Here is a 13,510-nt window from a genome sequence, read left to right as displayed (position 1 = left end):
TCAAACCTCCCCTTGCCCAAGCGCTATCTCAAGCCGGTCCTTCAGCGTGTAAGGCTTGCCGTGCACCGTGAACTCCACGTACGGACGAACGCCTGTCTCCTTGACGATTTCCAGGCGTCCCTGAACGATACGCACTTGCAAACGGTCCCCTTGCCAATATAGCGGAAAGGCTAACGACTCCCACTCTTTCGGCAGGCGCGGATCGATGCGCAGTTTGCCGTCCAGCGAGCGCACGCCGCCGAATCCGAACACGGCCGATTTCCAGATGCCGCCGATCGAAGCGGTATGCATGCCTTGATCGGACGATTTCATGTTCGGCCCCAAGTCGATGCGGGCCGCTTGCTCGAACATGCGGTAAGCGAGCGCCGTATCGTCCATGTCGCAAGCCAATACGCAATGCGTCGACATGCTCAGCGAGGAATCGTGCAGCGTCTTCGGCTCGTAATAGTTCCAGTTGGCCCGCTTCACTTCCCGCGGAAACAGATGCTCCAGCAAATAGAACAGCACCATAATATCCGCCTGCTTGGACACTTGCATATCGCTTACTTGGTCCATGTTGTAATCCTCGAAAATGAGGCCGACTTCCCGCTGATTGCGGTACTTCGTCAGATTGATTATTTTTTTGTGCAAATACGTGTCGTCCTGCGGAATGATCAGATCTTCGGCGCGCGGCTGCGGCAAGTAGATCAAATCCGCCTTGGCCTTCCATTCGCGGCAAGCCTCTTCGAGATGGAGCGCCTCGTTTAACCGCGACCATAGCTCGGGCCGTTCCTGCCTAAGCTTGTCGTGGCACGCGATCGCCGTCCGGATGTTCCAATGCGCCATATAATTCGTAAAGGCGTTATTGTCGACATGTTCCTTATATTCGTCCGGGCCGATCACATCGTTGATATGGTATCGGCCTGCGGCTTCGTCCCATTCCAGGCGGCTCGCCCAGAACGTCGCCGTTTCCATCACGATTTCGTAACCGCATCGTTCCATAAACCGCTCGTCTCCGGTCGTCCGGTAATATTGCCAGACGCCGTAAGCGACATCGCTCGTAATATGCTGCTCGATCGCCCCGGTCCAGATTCGGGTCGGCGTGCCGGTAACGACATCGACAGGACCCCAATCCGGCGTCGCTTCGTCCCCGGTCAACGCCGACTCCCACGGGTACATCGCGCCGCGGAAGCCGTTGGCCTGCGCTTTGCGCCGCGCTCCCGCCAGCGTGTTGTACCGGTATTCCAGCAGCTTGCGCGCCGTCTCCGGTTCGGTAAACAGGAAATACGGCATAATGAAAATTTCCGTATCCCAGAACGAATGGCCTTTATACCCTTCGCCCGACAATCCTTTCGCCCCGACGCCGAACCGGTTATCATGCGCCGGCGTCATAAGAACGAGATGATATTGGGCAAAGCGTACGGCCAACTGGTCGAAATCATGCGCGCTTTCGATCCGGATATCGGCCTTCTCCCATTTGCGCGACCATTCCTCCGCGCTTTCCAGGAGCAGCTGTTCGTAGCCTTTCGCCGCTTCCGTTTGCAAATCTATCAAAGCGCGCTCGCGCAATTCAGCAGCGCCACACGCCGCAAACTCCCGGTCCAAGCTCGTGTAAATGCCGCCTATTTTCTCCAGCGTAATCTTCTCGCCGACCGCAAGCTTATAGCGGTATTCCACCGCGACCTTTCTCCGCCCGATGGACAGGCGCGGTTCGGGTTCCATGTCTCGTTCTCCGATCCGGTGGCGATGCGTGCAAGTGAAAGCGAAATCGATGTTTGACTCGGTCGTCGTCGCCGTCATCTGCAGCAGCTTCTTGTCGAATATCCGCTTGTCTCCTTCGTGAAAATGCTGCGCCCCGGAATTGGTCACCTGCCCATTGATGCCGGAACGGATCGCAATTTCCGCCTCGCCGGTCAGAGGGACGATCTCCGCCCTCATGCCAAACAAGTGTAGATTCCGCAAGGAAACAAACCGGCGGAATACGAATTCGAACGCCTCGCCCTCGTTATTTTCCCATACGAGGCTGCGCGTCAGCTCGCCCGTTCGCAGATTCAATTGGCGTATATAACGATGGATCCTCCCTTTCTCCAGATGAAACGTTTCCCCGTTGATGGTAATATCCAGTTCCGTCATATCGGCGCAATTCGGCAGTTCCGTCACTTCGCGCTCGTCGAACTTGTTGAACGTTCCGGCGACGAAGCAATTCCGGGTCTCGCCCGCATAACGCTCTTCCGTGCACGACCGTACGCCCATATAACCGTTGCCCAGGCACATGATCGTCTCATATTTCGCCAAATGGCGGACGTCGAACCGCATTTCCGCCACAATCCAGTTTTTCCGTTCGCCTTGGCCGGCGTCATAGGTTAACAAACCAATCTCTCCCTCTCATCTTTGTTATATGGCGATGGCTCTTCTGTCGTTTAACGCTTGCTTTTTTCTTTTTGCTTATGCCTTCTGCCGCTTGCAGTCGTCAACCCTTCAGCCCCGTCGTAGCGATGCCCTGCACCAAGTGGCGCTGGAAAATCAGGAAGACGATAATAATCGGCAGCGTCAACAAGATGACCCCGGTCATCGTGACGTTCGGCCATTCGAAATACCGGTTCTTGAGCGTATTCAACCCAACCGTCAGCACGTACCAGCGGCTGTCGTTCACCAGCGTCACCGGCCAGACGAACGAATTCCACGTGCCCGTAAAGCTGAAAATGATTTGCGTGCCGAGCGCGCCTTTGGACAGCGGAAGAATGATGCGGAAGAAGGTGCCGATCTTCGTCAGTCCGTCGACCTCCGCCGCCTCCTCCAATTCCTTCGGAATGGTGATGAAAAATTGCCGCATCAAGAAAACGAGAAAGCCTTGGAACAGGAACGGCACGATCAAGCCTTGATAGCTGTTCAGCCAGCCCAGCTTCACGATCATCGAATAAATCGGTATGATCGTCACTTGGTACGGAACCATCATCATCCCGATGATGATGAAGAAAATGACATTGCGGCCGCGGTACTGCAATCTCGATAAAGAGTAGGCCGCCATCGTATTGATTAACATATTGCCCGCCAAAATGCCGAGCGTCACGATAACGGAATTCAGATACCAAATCGATATGTCCGAGTTCAGCAGCACGTCCCGGTAGTTTTCAAGCGTCATTCTCGTAATCGGCACGATTTTATCGATATCCGCTTTGCCCAGAAACGACGTATATACGGCATAACCGAACGGAACGATGAAAAAGACGGAACATGCCAGCAGAAGAACGTAACGCAGCCACGTAATTTTCCAGTTTGTCATAAGCTATACGTCCTCCTTTACGAAACGTTTTTGAACGATGGTGAAAATAACGATCAGCGCAAAAATGATAAAAGCGGCGGCGCTTCCGTAACCGGCGCGGTTAAAGTTGAACGCCTGGCTGTAAAAATAAATGACGATCGTGCTCGTCGCGCCCGCCGGACTGCCCAGCGACCCGTTGCGCGCCAAAGCGTACGGCTGATCGAACAACTGCATCGCGTAAATCATGCCCGAGGTGAGCACGAGGAACGTCGTCGGTTTCAGCATCGGCACCGTAATGTACCAAAGCCGCTGCCAGGCGTTGGCCCCATCCACCGTGCCGGCTTCGTATACGTCGCCGGGGATCGTCTGCAATCCCGCCAAATAGACGACGACGTAAAAGCCGACATACGTCCATACCGTCAGCACGATCAGAAACGGCAGCGCATATTTGGTGCTGGCGTACCACGATACGTCCTCCATGCCGAACAAAGTGAAGAACTTTGTGGCGATGCCGTCCCGCTGCATGAACAAATACATGAAGACGGTCGTCACCGCGACCGTGGACGTGATGTACGGCAAATAGTAAAGCGTGCGGAACACCGTCTTGAGCCGGGCGATCTTGTTCAAGTTAACGGCGATCAGAAGCGATATGACCGTTTGCAGCGGCACGGCCACCGCCGTTAAAATGACCGAGTTTTGGAGCGCTCCCCAGAAATCGTCGTCCTTCAGCATCTCCGCATAATTGCTCAAGCCGATAAATTGCGCCGCGTCGGGATTCAGAAAGCTGATATCCTGAAAACTGTAAATAAACGAGCGCAGCAAAGGATAATAAAACCAAATTCCCATCAGAATGAGAATCGGCGCGACGAATAAATACCCTACGAATGTCGGCGAAGAGGCGAGTCCCCTCCATCCCCGTTTGGCCGGCCTGCCGGCTTGATTTCGATTCGTTTCCGTGTAAGATGCCATTATGGTCGCATACCTCCGTCCATTTCCCCTCTTGCAAATTCGCTTGCCCGGCAAGCCGGGCGGCGTACTTTCATGATACGGGCCGCAACGCCGCGGCAAAACAGAAGATATTTACATGGCACCGAATATTTTTACATTCGGTATCGAGCTTAGTAAAAAAGGCCTGCGGCCTGCCGTCTTCCTATGGAAGCGGCGAGGCGCAGACCTATTCGTTATCATTTATATTCCAGCAAAGACAAGATTAGCGTGACCGCTTCCGCACGCGATGCGTTGTCGTTCGGTACAAAAAGATTGTTGCCTCTGCCTTTCACAAGTCCCGCGTCGACGGCGGCTGCGATATACGGCCGGGCCCAAGCCGGGATTCGATCCGCGTCGGCAAAGGACAACTCCGCCTTCGGATCGGTTGCGAGTCCCGCCGCCCGGGCGATCATTACGGCAAGTTCCGTACGATTGATCGTTTTGTCCGGACGGAACGTATTGTCTTCGTAACCCTTGACGACGCCGGCGCCGACCGCTTCCGCTACGAACGCTTGCGCCCATGCCGGAATGCGCTCCTTGTCGGCGAAGGCAACGACGGCGTGATCGCCTCGCCACTTCAAGGCGCGTCCCAGCATCGCCGTAAATTCGCCGCGGGTTACATGATGGTTCGGCCGGAACGTGCCGTCCTCATAGCCTGTTACGATGCCGAGTTCCGCCGCCTTGCGGATCGCTTCGGCAGCCCAGTGTCCGGCGATATCCTTCAGCTTCTCGCCGGGAGCGGGTTTATCCCCCGGCTGATGCGGCGTTCCGCCGTCCTTGCCGGGATCTTGACCTTCTTCGGAACCGTTGTCGCCTTCTTCCTTCGTATCGCCAGGCTTCTCTCCCGAGTTGCCGGACGAACCTTGATCCAAGCCTCCCGTTTGGCCTCCGCCGGAATTGCCGCCCCCGCCGCTCGAATTGGTTTTCACGGTAACGCTCGGTCCGTTGTCGCTCCAAAGGCCGTCTTCGTTCAGCGCTTCGACCTTGAAGGTATATTGCGTACCCGCTGTTAATCCCGTAATCCGAACGGTATGGACATCGCCTTTTACGGTCAGATTCCGCTCGCCCCATACGATGCTGTATTGAGCGATCCCCTTCGCGTCCGCTGCCGGGGTCCAGTGCAACGTCAAGCCGCTTGTACCGACGTTCGAGTACGTTACTTTGCTGCCCTGCGGCCACACCGGTTTCGCCGACTGTTCAAGACGGTCGATCGCTTCGCGCAAAGCCGCCAAAGCCGCTTCGATTTCCGCCGCAGTTGCCCCGTCTTTGTCCAAGACGGCCTTCGCATTCGCTCTTGCCCCGACGAATTCCGTCCAGGACGAGTCCGTATACGTACCTTGCTCTAAATCTTTCACCTGATCGTATGCGAGTTGAAGCTCCTGCTTATCGCCAGGTTGCGCCGAGTCGCCCAACGTGATCGTTACTTTGGGCGTATCGATCGGCACGGAGACGATTCCTTTCGCACCGTCGACGGTTCCCGCCGATGCGGCGGCGATATTGTTCACCATGCTCGGCAATTGGATGCTGAATTGCCGTTCCGCCTCGGAACCTACCTTGGCTCCGTTCAAGTCGCTATGGAACGTCACAATAAGTTTGTTTCCGTCTTTTACGATTTTATAGCCGACTCTGCCGCCCTGGAACGCCGGATAGTTGTTCACTTCCGCAACGACGTTCGCATTGTCCGCGGCGTTCTCCACCCATTCCTTCGGGATGCCGCGGCCCACGATAATATCGTAGTTCCGGTTTTGGTTGTAAATCCGTTCGGCGATCAGCGCATCGATCAATACTTTGGAGTTAACCGACTGTCCCCACATATGCTGCGCCGACCCGCCGCCGCCCGGCGTATTATGCACGCTCAGACGATCGTTCGTTTTGGCCCATGGAGTCTTCTGTTTCGGATAATCAATCCCTTCCCACCAACTGAACGGTCCGCTCATGGAGCGCTCAAGCATAAATTCGTACGCTTTAATGCCCATATCTCTGTACTGTTCCCCGCGCAATGCCGCGCTGCCGTAACCCGCGTTGTACGCGCTAGAATAGAAACCGTGCGGGTATCCGCCGAAATTGTAAGGGGAATCGGTCGTTCCCTCGTTGATTCGTCTGTTGATGCCGTACGTATACGTTTGATCCAGCATCGAAATGTTGATATTGTCTTCGGGCTGTTCCGCTCCGTACAAGTAGCCGTCCCATGTCCATCTGCCGAACAGGAACATCGATGCCCAGTTCGCGTCTCTCGAATCTTTGGTTCGGTTCTCGTCATTGCTTTGCACGACGGAGATCGGGATGTAATCCAGCTTCTTGTCATCGATCGTTTTCTGCAATCTGGCTGTGAATTTTTCCAATAAATCATTATACTCGGCCTTGGCCCATTGCGCTTCCAGCATATACCGCTCGTCGTTCGTCGCTTTGTACAATTCGCGGCCGATGTACTCATAAGCCGTTAATCCCATAAGTGCGGAGTGATTGTCAATCGTCCAATAACCTTTATCGTCGATGGCATAGGTTTGCTTCATAATTCCGTCGGCATTCTCCTTGCGATCGTCCGCTATGCTCCGCGCCGCATATTTGACTCTTTTCTCGAATATCGTTCCTCTCGACCCGTCATCGGCAGTCATTTGCTCGTCAAAAATGCCGATATCGCCCGTCTTGCTTACATAAACGGCATAGGCCCAAGCCAGTTTCCAGTTGGCGTCCCAATACAGGTTGCCGTCGATCTCGCCGGTCTCGATATTGATTCCTCCGGTCAAAGGGATGCTCTCCAGATACTGTTTCGCGTATTGGAAATCTCCGCTTTGAAGCAGCTGCACCAAAATCCCCAGCGTATCGTGGGAGTATAATCTCGCATATCCGTTCTCGCCGACATGCAGATAGGTGCCGTCCTTAATAATCATCATATCGATATAGCCCGCTTTAAACGCATTGACAAGTTCTTTGTTGGGCAGATCGATGCTTACCAATGCGGACAGCCTATTTACCCAATACGTCTTCATGGATTGGTAGTTATCGTCGAATGAGCCTTGACTCGCCACTTGATCCGAAGTTAGCGAAGTAAACTTCGTTACGCCTTCGTCAAAGTATTCGTATTTATCCGCTTCGATCGCATAGTCGCGTACCACGGTTTCCCCGGCTTCCATGACAAAGGTGCGGTTCGCATGTTCGTTCAAAGGGATCAAATTGCCGGAAACGACCGGCAACAATCTTTTCTCGCCCGACAGATTCGTTGCCGTTACTCTGGAATAATCGATGACATAATCCTTGCCCTCGACCGTGTGTTTGTTGCCGAAGCTCTCAATCTTGTACTTCACGTCGTCCTTCGTATATTCGCTGACGAATACCGGCAGATAGCCTTCCGCTTTATACCATGAAATATGGTCGGTATCCGTCACGCCGAAGGTAACCATTTGCATAGGCGCGACAGGCCCGTGCTGCTCCGGCCGTGCTCCCCCGATTTGGTACGAGCCGTCCAGGAAAGCGAGCGACGCGTTCTTATCTCCCTCAAATCCGAACGCAGCCGTCATTTTCCTGTTCGTTTCATATTGATATTTGCCGGACACCTGCAAACGGTCCAGCGTATTCAATACGTTCGAGTAGGCTTGCAATTTCTCTTGTTCGGAGGCATCGGTCCCCAGAGATTTCGCCGCTTCGACGGCAAGTTTCAAAGTATACACAGACTCCTCGGTATAGCCTTTCACAACGGCTCCTTCGATGGCGGCGATTTGTTCGGCAAAACCGTCCAAGCCGCCGCTTACCGACAAGTTATCGAATGCGGCCTGCAAGGCGGAGAAGGCTGCGTCAATCTCTGTCTGTTCGGCGTCAAAATCGTGCAGCACCTCTTTGGCGCGGGCCAGCTCGGTCTCCAGTGCCGACCAGGACTGTGCTGTGTAAAATTTTCGGTTATAGCGGGATAGTTCCTCTATTAACGCTTCCAACGAGCTTTTATCCAGGTTCGATTTTTTGACGATCCGCAATATTCCGGTGCCCAGGCTCGCTTCCGGAACAAACCGCGCCGACCCGTTTGCAAATACCGTCTTGCCAAAGTATTCGTTCTCCGAGTCTTCCGTTTTGTTCGTTACGACCCATTGATATTTGCCGTTTACCGGATTCGTTTGCGAAAGGATGATGGCATAACGTTGATTTTGTTCGAGAGAGTAACTCAATTTCGCCGTTGTCAACCCATCGCTTGCAACCGCGGCGCTGTCCACGACGGCTTGCGCAAGCGGCGAGCCCTCAGGAATTCCGCCATCATTGACGGCGTAGAGAGCTACGATGAGATCGTTCGCGCCGTATTCCGGCATCACGCGAACTTGAACGTATTCCATCTCAAAGCTTTCTTTCGGTGTGAACGTCTGATATCGGTCCCGTTGATCTTCCACGTTGCCGAAAGCGTAATTGCCTTTCCATGAGCCCGTATAATCGACCATAATATTCGTTTCTCTTTTAACGAGCGCGGCTTTGGCCTGCTTCAGATCATGGAGAGCATTGTCCGCTTCGATTTGCGTTGCATCCGCTTTTTCCAATATCGTCTTGGCTTGTTCTCTTGCGGCGACGAACGCTTGCCACGATTCGTCCGTATAGAGACGTTGAACCATATCTTTCACCGCATTATATTCGTTCCGCAATGGCAGTTTGTCCACAACTTCCCCGATGCCGACCGCAAGCCCGGAGAACGTGATGTTGCCGTATTTCGCGATGGTTTCCGTCTGCCGGCCCTCCACTTTGACGCTTACATGGGCAGGCACTTTCAATTGGTACTGGTATACTTGCGAAGTGCCGCCGGCGCTAATTTGCTTCGTTTCTACAAGAGAATCCTCCGCATAGAAGTTCAGATCAATCTTGGCGTTCCACATTCCCAAGCCGAATACGATCGTCGTATCCTGCGGCTGCGGCGCTACTGTAAAATCCCAGCCCACATTTTCATATGGTCCGGCATCCCTGCTCCGCTCGGGAAAGAACACGCCGAATCCTGTGTCTTTAACGCCTGTTTCATATCCCGGCATACCGTCGCTCCATGAGTACGATATATAGTTGGCGTCGCTGCCCCGGTTCGGTTTCCCCTCCACCGCTGTTTCTCCATATACGCTAAATGTAACGGAGTTGGAGCCCGCTTTTTTGATCTGAATGACATTCCCTGCGCCATCCCCTTTAAGATGAAGCCAATCTACATTGCCGACCTCCGACAGATTCAGCGCGTATTCGCCATTGACTTGGCTTTGCGCGATTTCAAGCGCAAGCGAGCCGGCGCCGCCGCCTTCCTCCGCCCCGTACGCCGCCGCGGTTGGAATGATCGTCGTTATCATCACACAAATGAATAAGACAGCGGACGTCCATTTTTGAAACGCATTTTTAAGCATGAATAAGACCTCCATTACCGGTTTATTGTCAGATTCTTCTTAGACGCATGTCTGCGAACCGTTCCATCAGGATGAAAACGGTTCCGATTGAATTTCTATTTCTCCCCTCCTTTTTAAGAAACTTCTTTCCGATTAACCCCCAGTAGCTTCCGTTTGCCGGTCGTTCCATCAATCCTGCCTAACCAACTTCATCATAATGAGTTCCGGCGCGGCAAAATACAGAAGATCTTTACATGCTTCCGAAAATTTTTACATGCTCCAAAGTGCTTGACAGGAGAACTCGTCCTAAGCAAAAAAATACAGCCCGCCTCCGGAAGAGAACGAGCCGCATTTTCTCGCATATCGCCGTTTTTACAGGTTTCCTGTGTCGCATACATACGGAGCATGCATAGGGAGGCCTCTTTGGGAGTTAGCTCCAAAAACCGGCGCTAATATTCCCGACTGCCCCTCTTCAGCCACATTACATGGAAAATCTACCGCTAATTTCTCCGAAATCGACATTTTCGCCGAAATGCTCGAGATTAGCTCCGGAAAATACCGTTACCTTTCGCGATTTACGCGATGAGAACCTATTTGCTCCAGATTTTACCGCTAAACGCATGACGACGAGCTTCCACTAAACAAGTTAACAAAGGCTGCACCGCATCAGCATTGACCATGCGCGGTACAGCCTTTTTCCGTTTATCTGCCGATCGCCGTATCGATCTTCCCTTGCAAGGCGACCAGGCGCATGACGATCTCCGCCGCATCGGCGCGGGTTACCGTTCCCTGAGGCTCGAACTTCCCGTCCTTCGGTTGCAGCAATCCGAGCTTGAGGGAGAGCGCCGCCGCTCCCTTGCGTTCGATCGACGAAGCGTCCTTCAACTCCGCGACCGTCTTGTCATCGGCCAGAAACTGCGATAATTTATCGTACTTTACGATTTTGGCCAGCGAGACGGCCAGCATCTCCCGGGTTACCCCTTGTTCAGGCCGCAATTGCGCATTGCGGTCCTCGGCCAGCCAACCCTCTTGAATCGCATATTTCACAGCCGCAAAATAAGGACTTTCCGGCGCAACATCGGCGAAAGGAGCCTCATTCATACCGGGATAGAGAGACTGGTAATAGGGATTTACCGCTTTGGACATGATCGCCAGCCACTCACCGTATGTAATAGAACGATCCGGTTGCAGACGCCCTTGTTCGTCCGGCGTCAAAATGCCGTGAAGCAGCAATTTGGTCAACGCCTTCTCGGAAGGATGCCCCTCAATATCTTTGGCCGCTTGTTCGGCATCCTTCGCACCGCCGCCGGGAATCGACCATGTCTGCGTCAATTTCCCGTTGTTCGCATCAATATAAGCAATAAACGATCGGTCCCGATCTTTGAATTTCATATCATATACGAGCTTCACAGAAGGTTTAAGCTCCTTCCCGTCCGTTCCGTAATATCCGCCGAACCGGGCATAGCGCAGTTCCATTACCGCTTGCTCCCGATACGTTTGCAGCGCCTGTTCCGCCGTTACGGCGGCTTTCTGCCCTTCCGCCCAATGCTCCAACATCCCGGTCCGTTCCGCGGAATAGCTCCGTACCGCCCCCGAACGGGAGATGCCAACGGTCACGGTATCGCCGTCAACCGGAACATCGTTATAGAAACGTTGGAAATAAAATAAATAATCGTCGCTATCGCCGTTCTTCATGTAGGCGGGCGGCGAAGACGCCAGTTTCAACGCCTCCGCGGCGTTCGGATACAGCTTGTTCACCAGTTCGATCGCCGTTCGCTCCGCCTGTTGTTGCGTAACGGTTTGTCCCGCAGGCTGTTTCGATTCCCCTTCGCTCCTCACTCCCGGCATCGGGAAGCGTTCCGTGCCGAATCGAATCACGCGGCCGGTATCCGCGTCAACTTGAGCCGTGAACCGGTCGCCGCCGAACGGCATCGCCCGATTCTCCTCGTTTGCCCATGTCAGCAGCCACATTTGTTCATTCTTGACGCCCCGGCTCGACGTAAGCGATGAATGGCGCAACTGCATTCCATCCGGAACGTTTGCCGCATCTGTCACGAGCTTGACCGCTTCGTCGCCTGTCGCCACGCCTCCCGTTTTCGGAATGAACGTTGCGTCCGTTCTCGGCACCCGCTTATAGATCGTTTCGGCATGCTCCCATTGTTCCCCCGCAGGCGCGGCGACCGGTTTGCCGGTCTGCGCGTCGATCATTTGATAGCCGTTTGCCGCGGGGCGGTATGCAAGCATGTAGGACTGAAGCGCCCCGTCACGGTAAACCGGAACGTAGGCAAGTTCCATGACAAGCCGGTCCGCCAAGATCCGATCCGCCTGCTGTTGCGTAATTGCAGGCTTCGCGCTCGGATAGGGCAGTTCGGAGCGGCTGCGGTAATAATCCGTTACCTCGCCGTTGCCGTCCGTCGTCACGGATAAGGATTCGTTATCCGAGGAAACGCCGTCCACCTGTATATTGAAGCGAAAATAATACTTCGCAGGCGCAAACAGCGATTGCTCGTCCGGATATTGAACATTGGCTTCCGATAACTGATCTTGCTTTATCGTAGGCGAAGCTTTCGCGATAAACGCTTTCACTTTCTCGAGCGCCTGCTCCCGCGTCATTTGCGGCGGCTCGTATATATTGCCGTATTTCAGTTCGAGCAAATTGCCGATGTTCGCTTGCAGCACTTCGCCGGTCATCGCATCGACGCTGCTATTGAAGCCGATGCCGGAATTGCCGCTTCGATAAGACCATTGGATGGTCCACACTTTCTCGTTGCTCGGCGGATTGGAGTGCGGATCGCCGAATTCCGCCCGGTCGACTTCCGCGTCTTGCAGATGCGGAAACAGCCGGCGCAGAATCGATACCGCTTCGTCCTTGGAAATGTTGGCATCCGCGGGATTCAACCCGCCTGCGATATCGATCGCTTCCGCTTGCCTTATCGCCGTCCCGCTTGAAACGGAGGCGCTTCCTTCGCCCGAATTCGTTGCGGTTCCCGACATGACGGATACTTCCGCAAAACTTGGGCCGGACTGCGCCGTTACCGTCTCGGAATGGGCCGCCTCCGCGGCAACCGCCTGCTGCACTAAACAAAAGGTGAGCGTTGCCGCTACCATCGATTTCTTCATCATCGCTTTGCGCATCTGTTTCCGGTTCAAACCAACCTCTCCTCGCTTCGAAAGCAAACGCTTTCATAGTTCGTTATAAAGTAAAACGTATCGCATTGGAGAAAGTTACCGGATTTTCTATTATTTTTTTTGAACTTTTTATGAACGAACGCTAAAAATGTGTTCAAAAACTTTTTGAATAACCTCTAGGCGCGTCCCGCCGCCTCGACAAACTGCCGCGCGTTGTCCGTCAATCGCTCGTAATCGCCGCGCGCCAGCCATTCGGCGTTGACCAATTTGCTGCCGAGACCGACTGCGGCCGCCCCCGCCGCGAAAAAATCGGCAATATTATGCAAATCGACTCCCCCGGTCGCCATCATCGGGATATGATTCAGAGGAGCTCGAACTTCGCGCAAGTAGGATTGGCCGAGCGCCCCCATCGGGAACAGCTTGACCGCCTTCGCCCCCGCTTTCCAGGCGCGAACGATTTCCGTCGGCGTCATTACGCCCGGCCATACGTCGACCCCCCGTTCCAAGCCGTATGCGATCACCGCCTCGTCCAAATTCGGAGAAATGAGAAATTGCGCGCCGGCGGCGACCGCCTCCCGGGCCATGTCCTCATCCAGCACCGTGCCTGCGCCGATATAGGCGCGCCCGTCAAAGCGCTCGCGCCAGCGCGAAACGATCGGCAGCGCTCCTTCCGTATTCATTGTCACTTCCATTAGGGCAATGCCGCCGTCTACGAGAGCTTGCCCCGCCATATCCGCCTGTTCTGCGGCAATGCCGCGGAATATGGCGACGATGCGATGCCGCAACAATAATGTTGTCATATCCATATGTATTCCTCTTTTCG

The 13,510-nt window shown here is 54.1% G+C and carries 6 protein-coding genes; all 6 read right to left on the bottom strand.

The features are described from left to right. A complete protein-coding gene (locus LQ229_RS08985) occupies nucleotides 1-2,349 on the bottom strand; it encodes a glycosyl hydrolase family 65 protein (protein ID WP_216540521.1) in 2,349 nt (782 codons plus the stop codon). 100 nt (nucleotides 2,350-2,449) lie between these two features. Beyond that, complete coding sequence (locus LQ229_RS08980; RefSeq protein ID WP_216540520.1) at nucleotides 2,450-3,262, bottom strand: carbohydrate ABC transporter permease; 813 nt, start codon at nucleotides 3,260-3,262, stop codon at nucleotides 2,450-2,452. A gap of 3 nt (nucleotides 3,263-3,265) precedes the next feature. After that, nucleotides 3,266-4,210 (bottom strand): sugar ABC transporter permease, encoded by a 945-nt coding sequence (locus tag LQ229_RS08975; protein WP_216540519.1) that lies wholly within the window; start codon nucleotides 4,208-4,210, stop codon nucleotides 3,266-3,268. Nucleotides 4,211-4,425: 215 nt separating this feature from the next. Next, entirely contained in the window at nucleotides 4,426-9,579 is a 5,154-nt protein-coding gene (locus LQ229_RS08970) for an S-layer homology domain-containing protein (protein WP_230191515.1), read from the bottom strand. Nucleotides 9,580-10,260: 681 nt separating this feature from the next. Further along, nucleotides 10,261-12,708: a YcdB/YcdC domain-containing protein gene (locus LQ229_RS08965; RefSeq protein ID WP_230191514.1), complete on the bottom strand. Its 2,448-nt coding sequence runs from the start codon at nucleotides 12,706-12,708 to the stop codon at nucleotides 10,261-10,263. Between the two features lie 155 nt (nucleotides 12,709-12,863). Continuing rightward, complete coding sequence (locus LQ229_RS08960) at nucleotides 12,864-13,493, bottom strand: bifunctional 4-hydroxy-2-oxoglutarate aldolase/2-dehydro-3-deoxy-phosphogluconate aldolase (RefSeq protein WP_230191513.1); 630 nt, start codon at nucleotides 13,491-13,493, stop codon at nucleotides 12,864-12,866. Nucleotides 13,494-13,510 lie beyond the last annotated feature (17 nt).

This window comes from Paenibacillus sp. CECT 9249 (assembly GCF_918697855.1).
Taxonomy (GTDB): domain Bacteria; phylum Bacillota; class Bacilli; order Paenibacillales; family Paenibacillaceae; genus MSJ-34.
The sequence above is the reverse complement of the archived record's forward strand: the minus strand, read 5'-3'. Positions and strand labels throughout refer to the sequence as shown.

What these genes read in the sequence shown, in the direction of transcription:
- LQ229_RS08980 (WP_216540520.1), bottom strand. Translation starts at nt 3,262, where the DNA reads ATGACAAACTGGAAAATTACGTGGCTGCGTTACGTTCTTCTGCTGGCA.
- LQ229_RS08975 (WP_216540519.1), bottom strand. Translation starts at nt 4,210, where the DNA reads ATGGCATCTTACACGGAAACGAATCGAAATCAAGCCGGCAGGCCGGCC.
- LQ229_RS08970 (WP_230191515.1), bottom strand. Translation starts at nt 9,579, where the DNA reads ATGCTTAAAAATGCGTTTCAAAAATGGACGTCCGCTGTCTTATTCATT.
- LQ229_RS08960 (WP_230191513.1), bottom strand. Translation starts at nt 13,493, where the DNA reads ATGGATATGACAACATTATTGTTGCGGCATCGCATCGTCGCCATATTC.